This window comes from Bradyrhizobium sp. (assembly GCF_036735945.1).
Taxonomy (GTDB): domain Bacteria; phylum Pseudomonadota; class Alphaproteobacteria; order Rhizobiales; family Xanthobacteraceae; genus Bradyrhizobium.
The window spans coordinates 1-17,466 of sequence record NZ_DAINNI010000101.1 but is presented as its reverse complement, the minus strand read 5'-3'; the positions used below and the strand labels follow the sequence as shown (position 1 = coordinate 17,466).

Genomic DNA, 17,466 nt, shown 5'->3' with positions numbered 1-17,466 from the left:
ACGCGAGCTGGATCGAATAGAACATCTTGTCGACCAGCGCGCCGCGCTCCATCACGTAGCCCATCAGCACGAACAACGGGATGGAGATCAATACGTCGTTGGTCATCGCGCCGTAGGTGCGCTGGACCATGAGTTCGAACACCTTGTTGTGCGTCCAACTCTGCGACGGGTCGTAGAAGGCGATGAAGCCGAAGAACATGCCAAGGCCCATCAGCGTGAAGGCCGTGGCAAAGCCCATCATGATGACGACGACGATGAGCGTCAGCATCAACAGGCCGAGTGCCGGATCGCTCATGTGTTCAGGTCCCCACCCATGCCGCGTTGCCGCGCAAGTTCGTCGATGCGCTGCGCGCCCTCGATGGCGAGCTTGCGCGATTCCTCGTCCACGAATTCGGAGTGCGCGAGTTGCTCCTCGATGACGTCGGTTTCCGCAACGTCGGCAAGCCGGCTCGGCCATTCGCCGGTCTTCAGGCACACGACGCAGCGGATGATCTCGCCGATTCCCTGCAGCATGATCAGCGCGCCCGCGATCGGGATAACCGTCTTGAAGTGGTAGACCGGCGGGCCTTCGGCCGTGACGTTGGAATGCTCGTTGATGGCCCAGGAGTCCGCGGCGTAGAAATAGCCGGCATAGATCAGCGCGGCGATGCCCGGAATGAAAAACACGAAGTAGAGAACGAGGTCGAGCGAGGCCTGCGTGCGCGGACGCATTGAGGAGTAGAGGAAGTCGCCCCGGACATGGGCGTTCTGCGCCAGCGTATAGGCGCCGGCCAGCATGAACAGCGATCCGTACATCATGTTCTCGGCGTCGAATATCCACGCCGTCGGCATGTTGACGATGTAGCGCTTGAACACCTCGATGCAGACGACGCTCATCAGCAGGATCATCAGCCAGGCGGATGCCTTGCCGACCCAGGTCGAGATGCCGTCGATCGCGAAAAGTAAACGCTGGACGTTCATTTGATGACGTTCGGCATGAGAAATGGTCCCAACATAGCACAAGGCACCGTCCGGGGCTCGTCCGGACGGCGCCTTGCCGGGTTTATTTTACCGTCAGATCTTCTTGGCCGCGGCGTTCGGACCGAAATAGTGATCGTAGGCCATGCGGCGGCTCACCACCGTGTCCTGCTCCCACTGTGTCGCGCGCTTGGCGAATTCAATCTGCGACTGGATGATCTCCTTGAACAGCGGGTTTTCCGCCGCCTTCTTTTTCGCCACCTCGTCATAGATCTCGAGCTGCCGCTTCAGGATCGCGTCGGGGGTCTTGTAGAACTTGACGTTGTCCTTGGTCTGCAGCTCGACATAGTCCTTGGAGTAGCGATCGATCGCCTTCCAGGACATGTCGGCCGACGCTGCATCCACTGCGTTGGCGATGATCGCCTTCATCTTCTCCGGCAGCGCGTTGTACTTGTCCTTGTTGAACATGATCTCGAACTGCTCGGCGTTCTGGTGATAGCTCTGCAGCATGCAGACCTTCGAGACGTCGGCGAAACCGAGCACGCGGTCCGAGGTGGCGTTGTTGAACTCGGCCGCATCGAGCAGGCCGCGGTCCATGGCCGCTACGATTTCACCGCCCGGCAGCGCGTTCACGGCCGCGCCCATGCCCGAATACACGTCGATGGAGATACCGACGGTGCGGAATTTCAGGCCCTTGACGTCCTCGACCTTGGCGACCGGCTTCTTGAACCAGCCAAACGGCTGGGTCGGCATCGGCCCGTACGGGAACGAGACCACGTTGGCGTTGATCGATCCGTAGAGCTTTTCCAGCAACTCCTTGCCGCCGCCATAGCGATGCCAGGCCAGCAGCATGTTGGCGTCCATCGCAAAGCCCGGCCCCGACCCCCACAGCGCCAGCGCGGTCTGCTTGCCGTAGTGATAGACCAGCACGCCATGTCCGCCGTCGAGCACGCCCTTGGACACGGCGTCGAGCAGGCCGAAGGCCGGCACCACGGCGCCGGCCGGGAGCACCTCGATCTTGAGATCGCCGCCGGTCATATCGTTGACCTTCTTGGCGTAGTCCTGGGCGTATTCGTGGAAAATGTCCTTTGACGGCCACGTGCTCTGCCAGCGCATGCTGATCGGCCCCTGGGCCTTGACGACGCTCGGTGCGGCGACGGCGGTGGCGCCCGCGGCGGCCGCGGTCAGGAAGCGGCGGCGCGACGTGGTGTCCTTGGTAGGCTTGGTCATGGGTACCTCCCGGTTGAGCCGGCCTTGTTCGGCCGGCTGTTGTTGGTTGGCCGGAACTCTACGGGCCGGGCCGGAGCTTTGGCAAGGATACGTTATACCAATGCGGCGATAGGCTGCGGATGGCGCCGTGGGCAGCCAGCCACAGCATGCGGCAGCGCACCGGGGCGTACGGCACGCTACTGGTTAACGGCCGGGGCGGGAGCCGGCCCGTGACTGCCGATCGATCAGGTGCTGCTGCCCGCCGCGGTCGCGACCACGGGCAGGACCTCGTTGGCGGCGCGGTCCGGGGTGTCTTCCTTCCAGCGCACCGAGCCGAACGGCCGCTCCAGCATGCGGCGGACCCGGATCGGATCGGGCCCGAGATGAAAGTCGATCGCGCGCTGATGCAAGGCGCGTTCGGACTGCGTCGCGCGGTTGCGCTGGCGCAGGTAATCCAGCCAGGTCGGGCAGTGGTAGCGCTCGGTCCACAGTTCGGGATCGCCGATGTCGCGCGCGATCGACCAGCCATAGGCGCCGTTGCGCTGCCGGCTGAGCTGCACCTCCTGCATCACATTGTGGAAGGCGCGGGCATTGTCCGTCGCGACGCGGTACTCGATCTCGACCACCAGAGGCCCGCTGCGCCCGGTGAGCGACAGTTTCACCTCGGGGTCGGCCAGCGCCTCGGCGGGCGGCTCGTAGCGCGCGCCGACCGGCGGCATGGGCAGCCAGATGCCGAGCAGCGGCGAGAGCAGCATCAGTCCGGCGGAGACCAGCAGCGCCGCCTCGACGCCGTAAATATCGGTGAGATGACCCCAGCCCCAGCTACCCATCGCGATGCCGCCGGCAATCGCGGCCTGGAACGCCGCCAGCGAGCGGCCGGTGACCCAGCGCGGCGCCGAGAGCTGCACGCCGATGTTGAACAGCGCGACCGCCAGCATCCACACCGCGCCGGCGAGCACCAGCGCAATCGCGGTCAGGAAGGCATTGGTGCTGAGCGCGACCGCGGCGATCGCGCCTGCCAGCGATATCGTGCAGGCGCGCACGGCGGCTTCGCCGCTCAACTGCTTGCGGACGGTACCGATATTCAGCGCGCCGATCACGGCGCCCATGCCGAAGGCGCCCAGCATCACGCCATAGGTCTGCGCGCCGCCATGCAGCAGGTCGCGCGCGATCAGCGGCATCAGCGCCGATACCGAGCCGCCGATGATGCCGGTGACGAGGGTGCGCGTCAGCACGATCTTGATCGAGGGAGAGTTGGTGATGTAGCGCACGCCTGACACCATGGCGCGGTTGAGCCGTTCGCGCGGCAGCCGCGACGGTTCGGTGACGCGCTTCCAGAAAAACAGCACGATCAGAATCGGCAGATACAGCACCGCGTTGACGGCGAACGCCGCCACGGCGCCGGCGGTTGCGACGATGATGCCGCCGATCGCGGGGCCGAAGCTTCGTGCGATGTTGTAGCTGATGCCGTTGAGCGCGACTGCCGCCGGCAACGTCTCCGGCGGCACCTGCTCGCTGACCGACGACTGCCAGGCCGGGCCCATCAGCGCCATGCCGGTGCCGACGATGAAGCAGAACAACAGCAGCACATTGGGCGTGACCCAGTTGAACCAGAACAGCAGGGTCAGTGCGGTCGCGCCGGTCAGCGCGATCAACAGCGCCGCCATCGCCACCTTGCGGCGGTCGTGCATGTCGGCGATGGCGCCGGCCGGCATCGAGATCAGCATGATCGGCAGCATCAGCGCGGTCTGCACCAGCGCCACCTTGTCGGCGGACGAGGTCATCTGCGTCATCGCCCAGGCGGCGCCGACGCCCTGGATCAGGATGCCCAGGTTCGACAACAGGCTCGCCAGCCAGATCCGCCGGAACACCGCGTGCCGCAGCGGTGCGGTGATACTGTCGGAGCGCTTTTGCGGTTCGGTCATATCCGGTTCCGGTTGGGCTGCTATGAGGGGCGATGATTCCCGCAGGCCCTGACAGATGCCTGCGAAAACCTTGCCCTGTCCAGTAGTTAGGTCGCTATGCGGACGGCGAGAGCACAGCTAAGGTACGGAAAGATGACGGGAAGCAACATGAGCCTGACGCGGCGATCAATGCTCCGGGGTGTCGGCGCGCTGCCTTTGCTGGCTGGAAACCTCGCCGGCAATTTCGGCTTTTCCGCGCTGGCGCAGACCGCGCCCACATCTGAGATCCCGCCGGTCCTGTTCGTCCACGGCAATGGCGACCACGCCGCGCTCTGGATCACCGCGATGTGGCGCATGGAATCGAATGGCGTGCCGCATCAGCGGATGATGGCCGTCAACTTCGCCGATCCGCTGGCGCGCACCGACGACAAGGTCGAGCAAGCGAACCGTTCCTCGACCGAGGACCAACGTCGCGAACTCGCTGAAGCCGTCAAGGAATTGAAGCAGCTCACCGGCGCGTCGCGCATCGCCCTGGTCGGCAGTTCGCGCGGCGGCTATTCGATCCGCAACTACATCAGGAATGGCGGCGGCGCCGACATCAGTCATGCCGTCCTGTGCGGCGTTCCCAATCACGGCGTCTATGACTGGGATGACGGCATCAACAACGAGTTCAACGGCCGCGGGCCGTTTCTCCGCGGCCTGAACGAAGGCGAGAGCGAGGTGACGGCGGGCACCGCGTTTCTCACACTGCGCAGCGACGGCATCGACAAGTTCGCGCAAGCAGACGGGCGTTTCGTCGGCAAGCCTGGCGTCCCGACCGGAATCACATCCGATGGCCCTGCGCTGAAGGGCGCGACCAATCTGGTGCTCGGCGCGCTCGATCATCGCGAGGTCGCGTTTCATCCGCGTGCGTTTCGCGAGATCTTCAAATTCATCGCGGGGAAGGAGCCGTCGCGGATCGAGATCGTGCCGGAAACCGAAGTCCGGCTGAGCGGGCTGGTGACGGGGACGCCGGGCGGCGTTGTCACCAACCGTCCGGTCTCCGGCGCGGCCGTCGAGATCTACCGCGTGTCTGCCGACAGCGGCGAGCGTAGCGGCGGGCCGATCCATTCGTCGCAGACCGGCGCCGATGGCCGCTGGGGCCCGGCGCTGGTCGAGCCCACCTGGCATCTGGAGATCGTTCTGACCTCGGCGGGGTCGTCGACGACCCACATTTACCGCTCGCCGTTTCCGCGCTCGTCCGACATCGTGCATCTGCGCGCCGCGCGCCCGCTCGGGCAGGCCGATGCCGGCGCGGGCGCCGTGGTGTTGATGTCGCGCCCGCGCGGCTATTTCGGCCTGCCGCGCGACGTGGTGCTGATCGACGGCAAGGAGCCGAAGGACGTCAAGCCCGGCGTGCCGACCGACTCGGTTGCGACGGTGCGGCTTGCGGCGGAGGAAGTCGGCCGCCCGGTGATAACGATATTCAATACAGAGCGAATCGTGGCGCGGGCCTGGCCGGCGTCGGAGAACCGGATTGCGGTGGCCGAACTGACTTACTAATTCATGTTTGCCAGCCGCCTTTGCGGCGGCTGGATCGAAACATAACTATCAACGTAGCCCGCATGAGCGCAGCGATATGCGGGATCTTGCAAACTCCTTGGCACACCCCGGATATCGCTGCGCTCATCCGGCCGCCGGCAGCGTTCATGAGTATTGCCTACGACATGCCGGTTGCGCGCAGGCCACTGGTGCCGCCGAGCCCGCCGCGCGCGCCCGAGAACATGACGCTGTTCGGGCGGATCAGGGCGATCCGCGAAAGCCCGATCCTGATGTGGGGCCAGCGGGCCTATGAGGAAGACATCATCCGCGGCCGCTTCTTCGGGCGCAGCAGTTTCATTCTCAACGCGCCCGATGCGATCAAACATGTGCTGGTCGACAATTTCGAAAATTATACGCGGATGCCGGTCAGCGTCCGGGTGCTGCGTCCGATCCTCGGCCAGGGCCTGTTGATCGCAGAAGGACGGGCGTGGAAGCATCAGCGCCGGACGCTGGCGCCGGCGTTCACGCCGCGCGCGGTGACGCCGCTGATCCCGCATATGCTGGCCGCAACCGACGAGACCGTTGCCAGGCTCCGGGCGGCCAGCAACGCGCCGGTCGATCTGCGCCAGGCGATGCAGCGGATGACGCTGGAGATCGCGGGCCGCACGATGTTCTCGTTCGGCATGGAGCAGCACGGTGCCACCCTGCGCAACTTCGTGATGGAATACGGCGATCGCCTGGCGCGGCCGCATTTCCTCGATCTGGTGCTGCCGCTGGACTGGCCGAGCCCGCAGGATCTGTCTCGCGCCCGTTTCCGCAAGCGCTGGACCGCCTTTGTCGGTATGCTGATGGCGGAGCGCCGCGCCGCCGGCAAGCAGCAGGGCGCGCCGGCTCGCGACCTGTTCGACCTGATGGGGGAGGCGCGCGATCCCGAAACCGGCGAAGCCTTCACCGACGATCAGCTCGGCGACCAGGTCGCGACCATGATCCTCGCCGGCCATGAGACGACCGCGACCGCGCTGTTCTGGGCGCTCTACCTTCTGGCGCTCGATCCCGCCACACAGGAAGATGTGGCTCGGGAAGCGCAAGGCGCGGCCACCGGCGGCACGCTCGATCTCGAGCGGCTGAAATTCACCCGCGCCGTCATGGACGAGACGATGCGGCTCTATCCGCCGGCGTTCCTGATCGCGCGGGCGGCTGACGGGCCGGATACCATCGCCGGGTTTCCGGTCAGGAAGAAAGACGTCATCCTGATTGCGCCGTGGATCCTGCATCGGCACGAAAAGCTCTGGCGCGATCCGAACGCCTTCATTCCGTCGCGCTTCATGACGGGGACGCCGCCCGACCGCTTCGCCTACCTGCCGTTCGGCGTCGGCGCGCGGGTCTGCATCGGCGCGCATTTCGCGCTGGTCGAGGCGACGCTCGCGCTGGCAAAGATGATCGGCGCGTTTCGCGTCACGCTGGTCGACACCGACCCGGTCAAGCCGATCGGCGTGGTGACGACGCAGCCTGACCGTTCGCCGATGTTTTCCATCACGCCACGGTAGTATTTTTGTGATCGGGTTGGACGGCCGGTTCGCGGAAGAAAACGCGTCCGGCGGCGGCGAGCACCTTGCGAAGCAGCGTCACGAGCGTCATCTAGGTTCCCAGCATGAGCGACACCCAGGCCCAGTTCTACGTTCTGCGCCAGACCGCCGATCCCGCGGTGGTCGACGCCATCTCTCAATTGATCGACAAGGGCGACGACCGCGATCTCAACCGCATCAACCTGCTGGATTTCGCCGCGCGCTCCGGGCTCGACGAGGAAAAGGTCATTTCCGCGTTTCTGCATTCGGCGCGGCTCGGGCTGTTCGATCTGACCTGGAATGTGCTGTGCCCCGGCTGCGGCGGCGTGCTCGGCGCGCACACCACGCTGAAATCGCTGCGCCACGACGACTATCATTGCGCGCTCTGTGCCCAGGGTTATGAAGCCTCCGTCGATGACCGCGTCGAGGTGGCCTTTACGGTGAGCCCGCGCGTCAGGCGGATCGCCGCGCACGATCCCAACACGCTGCCACTGTGGGAATATAACCGCCAGATGTTCTGGAGCTCGGGCATGGACCTGAGCGACCAATCGATCCAGCGGCTGATCGACGAGGTGTCGCTCGAGGCCATCGAGTTGCCGGCGGGAGAGAAGGCGGTGCTGTCGCTGCAACTGCCTGGTCAGTTCGTCATCGTGTTCGAGCCGGTGACGCATTCGGCCCATTTCTTCGATATCCAGGGCGAGCCGACCCGCGAACGGCAGCAGTTCTCGATCGTGTTCAACAGACTGCATGCCCCGACGGGCTCGACGGTGCTGCGCCCGGGACCGCTGCGCCTGTCGCTGGAGAACCAGACCGATGCGCGCGTGCTTCCCGCGGTCTGGGTCGCCAACGACACGCTTCACGAGCTGCTCGGCAAGCGCAAGCCGATCCTGACCGCCAAGCGGATGCTGTCGAACCAGACCTTCCGCGACGTGTTCAAGGCTGACAATCTCAACGTCGATCAGCGGCTGAAGATCACTTCGCTGACCTTCCTGTTCACGGACCTCAAGGGCTCCACCGCGCTCTATGAGCGGGTCGGCGATCTCGCCGCCTTCGACCTGGTGCGCGCGCATTTCCATGCGCTGCTCGACATCATCGCGTCGGAGAAGGGCGCGGTGGTGAAGACGATCGGCGACGCCGTGATGGCGACCTTCATTCGGCCCGAACACGCGATCGTCGCAGGCCTGCGCATGCGTTCGGCGATGGCGGCGCTCAACGTCGAGCGCGGCCGCGAGGATCTGATCGTCAAGATCGGAATCCACGAGGGCCCGTGCCTCGCGGTGATGCTGAACGAGCGGCAGGATTATTTCGGCCAGACCGTCAACATCGCCTCACGGGTGCAGAGCCTGTCGACCTCGCAGGAAATCCACATCACCGGATCGGTGATCGAATCGCCCGCTGTCGCCACCATTCTGGCGAGGGAGTCGATCAGGCCGATCCAGAAGGAAGCCGCGCTGCGCGGCATCGCCGACAAGATGGTGGTGTACGAGATCCCGTAGGGCGCTCCGCCGCACTACTCGATCACGATCTCGCCGGTCATGCCGAGTTCGGCGTGGGTCTTGCCGTCGCTGCCCTTGATGTCGCAGCGCAGGTCGCTGACGCGGCCGGCCGCCACCGGCACCAGCCACCATTCGGCGGATTGTCCGGGATAGACCTCGATCTCGCGGATCGCGCCCTTGAATTCGGCGAGCGTGACGCTCTTGCCGTTCTGCTGCTGCGTCACCTGCGCCTTGCGCGTGTACACCATCTGCGAGAAGGCGTGCGAGGTGAAGTAATGCGGGTCGTTGCTCGCGTTGCGCAGGATCAGCCTGTAGAGCTTGCCGGTCTCCAGCTTGAGTTGCTTCGGCGCGAATTCATGCTTGCCGGGAGAGCCGAGATCGACCGTCACTTCGATCGGCGCCTGCCGCGACAGATCGCCGGCCGCCAGCGCCGCACCCGAGGCAACGCCAAGCAGCACTGCCGCGCCGAGCGCGAATCGGAAGGTAGTCATGCGCGTTCTCTCCAAAACCTCTGTCGGAACAACAGGCTCCATTCATGATGCAAATGCGAACGATTTGCAACTGAATGGCTGGCTCGTCGACTGCGGCGAATCGCGCAGGAGCTTGGTCACCGCTGTCGTGGAAGCGCGGGATACGGCTTGAACCTCAGCTCCCGCGAGCTGACTTACAAAGGCCGGCACGTGCATTGCTCACGTCAAAGGTGACGCCGATTTAATCCGCGCGGGTGGGCCGGCGTTGATTGCGAGGGCTCGCCTTCCAACCCATATTTGATCGATAGATTCTTTCACGGCTTTGCAGGTAAGTGATGCTCGACGGACTGCGCCAATTCATTGCCGACATCGTTTCGCCCAGCGCGGACGCGGACCTCTCGTTCGACGATACCGGCTATCTGCTCGCGGCGACCGCGCTGCTGGTCCATGTCGTCTCGCTCGACGGCGAGCCGAGCGCGGCCGAGAAGCGCAAGCTGCACAGCCTGATCGAGAGCCGCTTCAAGCTCGATCCCGGCAAGGCCGATCATCTGATCGCTTCGGCGACGCGTGCCGAAGGCGAGGCGGTCGACCTCTATCATTTCACCAGCGTCATCATGCGCTCGGTGAACGAGGAGGGGCGGCTGCGCATCATCGGGATGATGTGGGAGCTGGTCTATGCCGACGGCCAGGTCAGCGAATTCGAGGACAACGTGGTGTGGCGTGCCGCCGATCTGCTCGGCATTTCCTCGCGCGACCGAATCGAGCTCAAGCACAAGGCTTCCGCGCAATTGACTCCGTCGAGGGACGTTTCGAAAACGGCCGACGCGGCGACGTGATTGTCGCCCACACCCATCGATTGCACAGGGCTAGATGACGAAACTTTAATCTGCGTCCCTATCGGCGCGGCGACGCGGCGATGATCCTGAAAACATTGGACTTCAATCGCCGAGGCCGGAACCGCGCATGGGGCGTATGCCATGCGCGTGGCTTGCGTCACACGGCGCCCCTATGCTCTCGTCTGCGCGCTGGCGGCATATTTGCAATCCATTCAAGAGCATCCGACCGTGACCGAGCGCGTGACGCTGATTACCGGGGCATCCGCGGGAATTGGGACCGAACTGGCGCGCGTATTCGCTTCGCACGGCCATCGTCTGGCGCTGGTCGCGCGGCGTGCCGATCGCCTGACGGCGCTGGCTGCTGAAATTGAGGCTGCCGGCGGCAAGGCGCCGATCGTCATTCCCTGCGACCTCGTCAATTCGGACTGCGGCGACAGGATCGCCGAAGCGCTGGCGGCCGCCGATGTGGAAGTCGAGCACGTCGTCAACAATGCGGGCTTCGGCCTGTTCGGCAAGGCGGTGCAGCGCGACCGCGCCGACCAGCTCGACATGATCGCGGTCAACATCCGCGCGCTGACGGACCTGTCGCTGCGCTTCTCCGATCAGTTGATCCGCAATCGCGGTGGCATACTCAATGTCGGCTCGATCGCGGGCTTTCTGCCGGGTCCCGGCATGGCGGTATACTACGCCACCAAGGCCTATGTGCTGTCGTTCACGGAAGCGATGCGCGCGGAGCTCGCGCCGCACGGCGTACGCGTGACGGTGCTGTGTCCCGGTCCGGTGCCGTCGGAATTCCAGGCCCGCGCAGGCTTCAGGCCCGGGTTCGATTCGGTGGTTCTCAAGGTCCTGCCGGCCGACGTCGCGCAGCAGGCCTATCGCGGATTCATGGCTAACAAACGGGCAGTGATGCCCGGCCTCGGCATCAAGATTGTGCCATTCCTGCTCAGGCTGTTTCCGCGCTCCTTCATTCTGGGAGCCGTCGGCCGGCTCCAGCTCCGCCAGCGCTGAAAATCCCGCACTTTTCCGGCAAGCGCGGTGCGTTTGCGCCGCGGTAACGCGCCGGCCGCATCTGGCCCGGCGTTTGCATTTTTGCCTGTGTGCGTGAACTCACGCGAAATTAAGAATCACTTGGTTATGGTTTTCATTTCGATGTCCTTGGTAGCGCCGATGTCGCCTTGGTCGAACAGTGGTCACGAAAACGTGCTGCCCTTTCCGGGCCGAACCACCTCGGCCGCGCTCCGGCCGGTCCTGATCGTCCTGCACCAGGAGACCTCGACGCCCGGCCGGGTCGGCAATGCCCTGCGCGCGCTCGGTCATCCCCTCGACATCAGGCGTCCCCGGTTCGGCGATGCCCTGCCGGAAACGCTGGATCACCACGCCGGCGCGGTCATCTTCGGCGGTCCGATGAGCGCGAACGATCCCGACGACTATGTTCGCCGCGAGATCGACTGGATCGAAATCCCCCTGCGCGAGCAGCGGCCGTTCCTCGGCATCTGCCTCGGCGCGCAGATGCTTGCCAGGCAATTGGGCGCGGAGGTCGCGCCGCATCGTGAAGGGCGCGTCGAAGTCGGCTACTATCCGATCCGCCCGACATCCGCCGGTCACGCGCTCTGCGCCGACTGGCCTGAGCGCGTCTATCACTGGCACGGCGAAGGCTTTCAACTGCCTCACGGCGCCGAACTGCTGGCGGAAGGCGACGACTTTCCGGTGCAGGCGTTTCAATCAGGCCATGCGTTCGGCCTGCAGTTTCATCCTGATGTCACCTACGCGATGATGCATCGCTGGACCACGCGCGGATGCGTGCGGATGGACTCGCCGGGCGCCCAGCCGCGTCATCTGCACTTCGAAGGACGCGCGGTGCACGACGTGACCGAGCGGGCCTGGCTGAAGAATTTCATCACGGGCTGGCTCGCGCGCACGCCGCGCGCAGTTCTCTTGGAGGCGGCGGAATAGCCGCCACGCGGAATTTCTCCACGCCTCCGAGCGTCTTTCAAAATCTGTCGATGTGCTAGTGTTTCTCCCGAGCCTGCGGTTCCGAACGGGCGACAGGGAGATCAGCCGTGACCTATCAGCATATTCTCTATGAGGTGAGCGACAAGATCGCGACCATCACGCTCAACCGTCCCGACCGCATGAACGCGTGGACCGCGACGATGGAGCGCGATGTGCGCCGTGCGATGGAGGCGTCCGCCAGCGATGACAGCGTCCGCGTCATCGTGCTGACCGGCGCGGGGCGAGCGTTCTGTGCCGGCGCCGACATGGAGGCGCTGCAGGCGATCGATCCCAGCGAAATCCGGCGCGGCGAAAACAACCCGGCCTTTGACATGAACAGGCGCGCCGACTGGCAGACCCGCTACGCCTATTATCCGGCGATTCCAAAGCCGGTGATCGGCATGCTGAACGGCGCCACCGCCGGCATCGGCCTCGTCCATGCGCTCTATTGCGACCTGCGCTTCGCCGCGGACAATACGGTCTTCACCACAGCGTTTGCGCGCCGCGGGCTGATCGCCGAGCACGGCATCAGCTGGATGCTGCCGCGGATCGTCGGCCACGCCAATGCGCTGGATTTGCTGATGTCGGCGCGACGGGTCTCGAGCGAGGAAGCGTTGCGGATCGGGCTGGTCAACCGCCTCTACGCGCCGGAGCGCCTGCGCGAGGAGACCTACGCCTACGCGCGCGATCTCGCCGATTTCGTCTCGCCGAGCGCGATTTCGGTCATCAAGCGGCAGCTTTACGACGTGCCGTTCCAGACGCTGGCCGAGGCCACCATCGACGCCAACCGGGAAATGCAGGTCGCGCTGAAGGGCAGCGACTTCAAGGAGGGGGTGGCGAGTTTCGTGGAGAAACGGCCGCCGCGGTTTACGGGGAAGTGAGGGGGCGGGATCGGTGGCGGCTACCAGCCCGCCGTCGCCCTGCGGGCTTTGGCGGGGCAGCCTTCGCTACGAGAGGGCTTGCCCAGCCGAAGCAGGCGCAGCCTGCGAAGGCTGGTGGAGCCAGGCGGGATCGAACCGCCGACCTCGTCATTGCGAACGACGCGCTCTCCCAGCTGAGCTATGGCCCCATCGCGAACCGCCCCGGGAGCCCCGAAGCGGCCTGCAATCGGCGCCATTTACAGTCCCGCCCAAGGCCAAGTCAAGAACGCTGAGTGCGCTGATTTTGCCGTCATTTTGCCGGGAACTTCCCTTGTTTGCGAGGGAATGAACCGATATCTAGCTGAATATCCCTCCTCGCGAGCACCCCCGCCACATGCGTGCCATCCTCGACATCGTCATCATCATCCTTGACCTCTATGTCTGGCTCCTGATCGCCTCGGCCATCCTGTCCTGGCTGATCGCTTTCAACGTCGTCAACACGCGTAACCAGTTCGTCGCGGCGGTCGCCGAGTTCCTCTACCGGATCACCGAGCCGGCGCTGGCACCGATCCGCCGCTTCATGCCCAGTCTCGGCGGCCTCGACATTTCGCCGATCATCCTGATCCTGATCATCATGTTCATCCAGCGGGTGATTGCCTACTACATCTATCCGAACGTCATCTGATTGCGCCGGTAGCTGATGGACTCTCGATGGATCCTTGGCGCTATTCCACCGGGGGCATCAGCATCGCGTTGCGGGTGACGCCGCGCGGCGGGCGCGACGACATCGACGGGATCGAAACGCTCGCCAACGGGCGTTCCGTAGTCAAGGTTCGCGTCCGTGCCATCGCCGAGGGCGGCGAGGCCAACCGCGCAGTGGCCGAACTGCTGGCGAAGGCGCTTGGCGTGCCGAAGGCGAGGGTGAAGATTGTTTCCGGCGTGACCTCGCGCCTGAAGCAGGTCGCAGTCGACGGCGATCCCGAAATTCTCGGCGAGACGCTCCGCAAGGCGACCGCCGCCGGCGCAGGCAAAACGAAGGATTGAGATGGCGGCACGCATCATCGACGGAAAGGTCATTGCGGCGGATCTTCGCGCCCGCGTCGCGGAAGAGGTAGCGCAGGTCAAGCGCGAGCATCAGCTCACGCCGGGCCTTGCGGTGGTGCTGGTCGGCCACGATCCCGCCAGCGAGGTCTATGTCCGCAGCAAGCACGCCCAGACCCAGGCCGCCGGCATGGCCTCGTTCGAGCACAGATCGCCCGAGGATGTCGCGCAGGACGATTTGCTGGCGCTGATCGCGAAGCTGAACCGCGATCCCGCCGTGCATGGCATCCTGGTGCAGCTGCCGCTGCCGAAATCGATCCATACCGAGACCGTCATCAATGCGATCGATCCGGCCAAGGACGTCGATGGGCTGCACCCCAACAACGCGGGACGGCTGGCCGGCGGTTTTGCTGCGCTGTCGCCGTGCACGCCGCTCGGCTGCATCATCCTGAGCAAGAGCGTGCATGCCTCGCTGGAAGGCATGAACGCGATCGTGATCGGCCGTTCCAACCTGGTCGGCCGCCCGCTGGTGCAGTTGCTGCTCAACGAGAACGCGACGGTGACGATCGCGCATTCCCGCTCAAAGGATCTGCCGCAGCTCTGCGCCCGCGCCGATCTGGTCTATGCCGCCGTCGGCAAGCCCGAAATGGTACGCGCCGGCTGGATCAAGCCGGGGGCCACCGTGATCGACGTCGGCATCAACCGCCTGCCGGGCGTCGAAGGCAAGACGCGGCTGATCGGCGATGTCGCCTTCAAGGAAGTGTCGGAAGTGGCCGGTGCGATCACGCCGGTGCCCGGCGGCGTCGGGCAGATGACAGTGGCGTGCCTGCTGGTGAACACGCTGCGCGCCGCGTGCGCGATTCACGGGCTGCCGAAGCCGGGGGTTTAGGCCAGCGCTCTCACGCCGTCATTGCGAGGAGCGAAAGCGACGAAGCAATCCATACTTTGCTTGCGGTGAGATGGATTGCTTCGCTTCGCTCGCAATGACGGTGGAAACAGCTAGCCCGCCGCGTTCTCGATCAGCCGCCGATAGAACCTGATCATGTCGGCGTAGCCCTCGACCGGGAGGCGCTCGTTGGTACCGTGGAAGCGCTTCAAATCTTCCGCATTGGCGCGCACCGGCGAGAAGCGGAAAATCTTGTCGGTCACGCCGGTATAGTGGCGCGAGTCGGTGGCCGCGACCATCAGGCCGGGAGCGACGATCACGTCCGGATAGACCTCGCGGATGGTCCGGACCAGCATCTGGAAGGATGGGCTCGTGGTCGCCGTCACCGGCGGCGGATCGGTATTGCCGGGAAACGGCTTGATCGAGATGCGATCGTTGCGGATCGTTTCGCGGACGTGATCGGTCACGCTCGCCTGGGTGTCGCCGGGGATCAGCCGGAAGTTGACGGTAGCCTCGGCATTGCCGGGCAGGACATTATCCTTGTCGCCGGCATTGAAGATGGTCAGCGCCGTGGTGGTGCGCACCATCGCCTCGGTCGGTCCGCTCTTTTCGAATTCGCGCAGCAACAGCGGCCTGAACAGCCAGAGGTTCGACAGCGCCACGCGGTTGAAGCTGGACATCTCGGGCGCCAGCGTGTCGAACATCTCGGCAACCGTGGAACGGATCTGCATCGGCAGGCGATGATCCTCCAGCCGCGCCAGCGCCGCGCTCATCATGCCGATGGCGGTATCGCGCGGCGGCATCGACGAATGTCCCGGCGTCGCCCGGGCGTTCAGCACCAGCGTGGCATAGCCCTTCTCGGCGACGCCGATCAGCGCGGCCGGTCTGTCGAGGCCCTTCATGATGCCATCGGTGATCAGCAGGCCCTCGTCGATCACGAAGTCGAGGTGGACGCCGCGCGAGGCGAGCAGCGCCGCGATCGATTTGGCGCCGGCAGTGCCGGCGGTCTCCTCGTCATGGCCGAAGGCGAAATAGACCGTGCGTTTCGGCCGGAAGCCGGCTTTCGCCATGGCCTCAGCGGCCTCCAGCATCGAATAGAGGTTGCCCTTGTCGTCCCACGAGCCGCGGCCCCAGATGAAACCGTCGGCGATGACGCCGTCATAGGGCGGCTGCTGCCAGTCCTGCTCGGTGCCCGGCGCCACCGGCACGACATCCTGATGCGCCAGCAAGGCGATGCCCGGCGCCTTCGGATCGGTACCCTCCCAGGTGTAGAGCAGGCTGTAACCGGCGACGATCTCGCGCTTCGCCGCCGCATGAAACGCCGGAAAGCTGTTTTCGATATGCGCGCGCATGGCGCGCAGCGCGTCGGCGTGCTGGTCGGGCTTTTCGTAGCTGGAAATGGTTCGGAAGCGGATCGCTTCGGCGAGACGTTTGGCCGCCGCTGGGGCGTCGACCTCGGCGCGCGGGATTGCCGCGACCTGAAGCTGCCGCGAGCCGTGGCTGAAGGTGTTGAAGGCCAGCACGCCGGCGAGGATGACGACGGCCGCGATGGCGAGCAGCAGGACGTTGCGGATGATGCGGAGGGTCCGGCGCATGTTGAGCCTTCACGAACGTCTCGCTCCCCGGACGCAGCGCAGCGCGACAGCGGTGCGCTGTAGAGCCGGGGCCCAATGTGGCGCAATAGGTCCCGGCTCTGCGTCGCAGCGTTACACGCCGCGCCGCGTCCGGGACACGAGACCTATCACTTCTTCTTCGCGCGCTCGATGCCTTCGAGGATCAGCCGGCGGGCGTCCTCGGCGTCGCCCCAGCGCAGCACCTTCACCCATTTGCCCTTTTCGAGGTCCTTGTAATGCTCGAAGAAGTGCTGGATCTGCTGCAGCGTGATGTCTGGGAGGTCGCTGAAGTTCTTCACCTTGTCGTAGCGCTGGGTCAGCTTCGAGGAGGGCACCGCGATGATCTTCTCGTCGCCGCCGGCCTCGTCCTCCATCAACAGCACGCCGACCGGACGCACGCTCATCACGGCGCCCGGCACGATGGCGCGGGTATTGGCGACCAGGACGTCGCAGGGGTCGCCGTCGCCCGACAGCGTGTGCGGGATGAAGCCGTAGTTTCCGGGATAGCGCATCGCCGTATAGAGGAAGCGATCGACCACCAGCGTGCCGGCGTCCTTGTCCATCTCGTACTTGATCGGCTCGCCGCCAACGGGAACCTCGATAATGACGTTGACGTCGTGTGGCGGATTTACTCCGATCGGAATGGCGTCGATACGCATGAAGGGCTCCGCTATGCGCTACAGGCGCGCCCGGAGTCGGGCGCACGTCAGCGTCCCTTTAGACCCGTACCGGAACAGGGGAAAGGCGAAATTAGCCTCAGTTGGTCCAGGCGAACGCGACCTTGTCGAGCGACTTGTGCCCGAATTTTTCGGAGGAGCGGGCTACCATCCGGCCGCCGAGCGCCCGGTAGAATTCCGTCGCCGGGTCGTTGTCCGAGAGCGCCCAGATCACCATGCTCTTCAGCCCGCTCTGCATCAGGTCGCGCCGGGCGGCGGTGAACAGGCGGCGGCCGAAGCCGAGGCCCTGGAATTCCGGCCGCAGATAGAGCTCGTAAATCTCGCCTTCGAAATGCAGGCTGCGGGCGCGGTTGCGACCGTAATTGGCGTAGCCCGCGACCTTGTCGCCGAACACCAGCACGCTGACGCGGCTGCCCTTGCGGATCGCGCTGTCCCACCA

At 65.0% G+C, this 17,466-nt stretch carries 18 protein-coding genes and 1 tRNA gene; 10 read left to right on the top strand and 9 right to left on the bottom strand.

From position 1 onward, the window contains the following. The 4 genes from V7E26_RS23330 to V7E26_RS23315 all read right to left on the bottom strand — a co-directional run. Positions 1 to 295 (bottom strand): TRAP transporter large permease subunit (locus tag V7E26_RS23330; protein WP_324420689.1); only part of this gene is annotated, 295 nt, incomplete at its 3' end. Further along, positions 292 to 960, bottom strand: a complete 669-nt coding sequence (locus V7E26_RS23325; RefSeq protein ID WP_324420687.1) for a TRAP transporter small permease subunit — start codon at positions 958 to 960, stop codon at positions 292 to 294. The genes V7E26_RS23330 and V7E26_RS23325, both read right to left, overlap by 4 nt. A 93-nt stretch (positions 961 to 1,053) precedes the next feature. Next, complete coding sequence (locus V7E26_RS23320; RefSeq protein WP_324420685.1) at positions 1,054 to 2,187, bottom strand: TRAP transporter substrate-binding protein; 1,134 nt, start codon at positions 2,185 to 2,187, stop codon at positions 1,054 to 1,056. A gap of 224 nt (positions 2,188 to 2,411) precedes the next feature. Beyond that, a complete protein-coding gene (locus V7E26_RS23315; RefSeq protein ID WP_324420683.1) occupies positions 2,412 to 4,091 on the bottom strand; it encodes an MFS transporter in 1,680 nt (559 codons plus the stop codon). A gap of 147 nt (positions 4,092 to 4,238) precedes the next feature. Between V7E26_RS23315 and V7E26_RS23310 the strand changes: the two genes are divergently transcribed. The 3 genes from V7E26_RS23310 (at position 4,239) to V7E26_RS23300 (ending at position 8,652) form a co-directional block, all read left to right on the top strand. Next, positions 4,239 to 5,612 carry a hydrolase gene (locus V7E26_RS23310; RefSeq protein ID WP_324420691.1) on the top strand — a complete coding sequence of 458 codons (1,374 nt, stop codon included), beginning with the start codon at positions 4,239 to 4,241 and terminating at the stop codon, positions 5,610 to 5,612. Between the two features lie 146 nt (positions 5,613 to 5,758). Further along, a complete protein-coding gene (locus tag V7E26_RS23305; RefSeq protein ID WP_324420681.1) occupies positions 5,759 to 7,138 on the top strand; it encodes a cytochrome P450 in 1,380 nt (459 codons plus the stop codon). Between the two features lie 104 nt (positions 7,139 to 7,242). Continuing rightward, complete coding sequence (locus tag V7E26_RS23300; RefSeq protein WP_324420679.1) at positions 7,243 to 8,652, top strand: adenylate/guanylate cyclase domain-containing protein; 1,410 nt, start codon at positions 7,243 to 7,245, stop codon at positions 8,650 to 8,652. 14 nt (positions 8,653 to 8,666) lie between these two features. On the opposite strand, the gene V7E26_RS23295 is transcribed toward V7E26_RS23300, so the two are convergent. Further along, entirely contained in the window at positions 8,667 to 9,143 is a 477-nt protein-coding gene (locus V7E26_RS23295) for a hypothetical protein (protein WP_324420677.1), read from the bottom strand. 314 nt (positions 9,144 to 9,457) lie between these two features. Between V7E26_RS23295 and V7E26_RS23290 the strand changes: the two genes are divergently transcribed. From V7E26_RS23290 to V7E26_RS23275, 4 genes are all read left to right on the top strand, one after another. Beyond that, the gene (locus V7E26_RS23290; protein WP_324420675.1) at positions 9,458 to 9,958 is read left to right on the top strand and encodes a tellurite resistance TerB family protein; all 501 of its coding nucleotides are present in this window, start codon (positions 9,458 to 9,460) and stop codon (positions 9,956 to 9,958) included. A gap of 228 nt (positions 9,959 to 10,186) precedes the next feature. Continuing rightward, the gene (locus tag V7E26_RS23285; protein ID WP_324420673.1) at positions 10,187 to 10,966 is read left to right on the top strand and encodes an SDR family NAD(P)-dependent oxidoreductase; all 780 of its coding nucleotides are present in this window, start codon (positions 10,187 to 10,189) and stop codon (positions 10,964 to 10,966) included. A 159-nt stretch (positions 10,967 to 11,125) separates the two neighbouring features. Next, positions 11,126 to 11,911 (top strand): glutamine amidotransferase, encoded by a 786-nt coding sequence (locus tag V7E26_RS23280; protein ID WP_324420671.1) that lies wholly within the window; start codon positions 11,126 to 11,128, stop codon positions 11,909 to 11,911. Positions 11,912 to 12,018: 107 nt separating this feature from the next. Next, positions 12,019 to 12,831 (top strand): enoyl-CoA hydratase, encoded by an 813-nt coding sequence (locus tag V7E26_RS23275; protein ID WP_324420669.1) that lies wholly within the window; start codon positions 12,019 to 12,021, stop codon positions 12,829 to 12,831. A 112-nt stretch (positions 12,832 to 12,943) separates the two neighbouring features. On the opposite strand, the gene V7E26_RS23270 is transcribed toward V7E26_RS23275, so the two are convergent. Beyond that, positions 12,944 to 13,019: transfer RNA gene (locus tag V7E26_RS23270), tRNA-Ala, on the bottom strand. Positions 13,020 to 13,204: 185 nt separating this feature from the next. Between V7E26_RS23270 and V7E26_RS23265 the strand changes: the two genes are divergently transcribed. Genes V7E26_RS23265 through folD form a run of 3 tightly spaced genes read left to right on the top strand, consistent with a single transcriptional unit; the run spans position 13,205 to position 14,740 of the window. Then, positions 13,205 to 13,495, top strand: coding sequence for a YggT family protein (locus V7E26_RS23265; RefSeq protein ID WP_324420666.1), 291 nt, complete (start codon positions 13,205 to 13,207; stop codon positions 13,493 to 13,495). A 26-nt stretch (positions 13,496 to 13,521) separates the two neighbouring features. Then, positions 13,522 to 13,854, top strand: a complete 333-nt coding sequence (locus tag V7E26_RS23260; protein WP_324420664.1) for a DUF167 domain-containing protein — start codon at positions 13,522 to 13,524, stop codon at positions 13,852 to 13,854. A gap of 1 nt (position 13,855) precedes the next feature. Further along, complete coding sequence (gene folD, locus V7E26_RS23255) at positions 13,856 to 14,740, top strand: bifunctional methylenetetrahydrofolate dehydrogenase/methenyltetrahydrofolate cyclohydrolase FolD (protein ID WP_324420662.1); 885 nt, start codon at positions 13,856 to 13,858, stop codon at positions 14,738 to 14,740. Between the two features lie 110 nt (positions 14,741 to 14,850). Here the strand turns inward: folD and V7E26_RS23250 are convergent, their stop codons facing one another. The 3 genes from V7E26_RS23250 to V7E26_RS23240 form a co-directional block, all read right to left on the bottom strand. Further along, the gene (locus V7E26_RS23250; protein WP_324420660.1) at positions 14,851 to 16,332 is read right to left on the bottom strand and encodes a M20 family peptidase; all 1,482 of its coding nucleotides are present in this window, start codon (positions 16,330 to 16,332) and stop codon (positions 14,851 to 14,853) included. A gap of 146 nt (positions 16,333 to 16,478) precedes the next feature. Continuing rightward, a complete protein-coding gene (ppa, locus tag V7E26_RS23245) occupies positions 16,479 to 17,009 on the bottom strand; it encodes an inorganic diphosphatase (protein WP_324420658.1) in 531 nt (176 codons plus the stop codon). Positions 17,010 to 17,106: 97 nt separating this feature from the next. Next, the coding region (locus V7E26_RS23240; RefSeq protein ID WP_324420656.1) for a GNAT family N-acetyltransferase at positions 17,107 to 17,466 on the bottom strand (360 nt) is incomplete at its 5' end.

Bases quoted from the DNA above. Each gene is read 5' to 3' on its own strand.
- V7E26_RS23265 (WP_324420666.1), top strand. From the start codon at position 13,205: ATGCGTGCCATCCTCGACATCGTCATCATCATCCTTGACCTCTATGTC.
- V7E26_RS23280 (WP_324420671.1), top strand. From the start codon at position 11,126: ATGTCGCCTTGGTCGAACAGTGGTCACGAAAACGTGCTGCCCTTTCCG.
- V7E26_RS23250 (WP_324420660.1), bottom strand. From the start codon at position 16,332: ATGCGCCGGACCCTCCGCATCATCCGCAACGTCCTGCTGCTCGCCATC.
- V7E26_RS23290 (WP_324420675.1), top strand. From the start codon at position 9,458: ATGCTCGACGGACTGCGCCAATTCATTGCCGACATCGTTTCGCCCAGC.
- V7E26_RS23305 (WP_324420681.1), top strand. From the start codon at position 5,759: ATGAGTATTGCCTACGACATGCCGGTTGCGCGCAGGCCACTGGTGCCG.
- V7E26_RS23310 (WP_324420691.1), top strand. From the start codon at position 4,239: ATGAGCCTGACGCGGCGATCAATGCTCCGGGGTGTCGGCGCGCTGCCT.
- V7E26_RS23295 (WP_324420677.1), bottom strand. From the start codon at position 9,143: ATGACTACCTTCCGATTCGCGCTCGGCGCGGCAGTGCTGCTTGGCGTT.
- V7E26_RS23260 (WP_324420664.1), top strand. From the start codon at position 13,522: ATGGATCCTTGGCGCTATTCCACCGGGGGCATCAGCATCGCGTTGCGG.
- ppa (WP_324420658.1), bottom strand. From the start codon at position 17,009: ATGCGTATCGACGCCATTCCGATCGGAGTAAATCCGCCACACGACGTC.
- V7E26_RS23320 (WP_324420685.1), bottom strand. From the start codon at position 2,187: ATGACCAAGCCTACCAAGGACACCACGTCGCGCCGCCGCTTCCTGACC.
- V7E26_RS23300 (WP_324420679.1), top strand. From the start codon at position 7,243: ATGAGCGACACCCAGGCCCAGTTCTACGTTCTGCGCCAGACCGCCGAT.
- V7E26_RS23325 (WP_324420687.1), bottom strand. From the start codon at position 960: ATGAACGTCCAGCGTTTACTTTTCGCGATCGACGGCATCTCGACCTGG.
- V7E26_RS23315 (WP_324420683.1), bottom strand. From the start codon at position 4,091: ATGACCGAACCGCAAAAGCGCTCCGACAGTATCACCGCACCGCTGCGG.
- folD (WP_324420662.1), top strand. From the start codon at position 13,856: ATGGCGGCACGCATCATCGACGGAAAGGTCATTGCGGCGGATCTTCGC.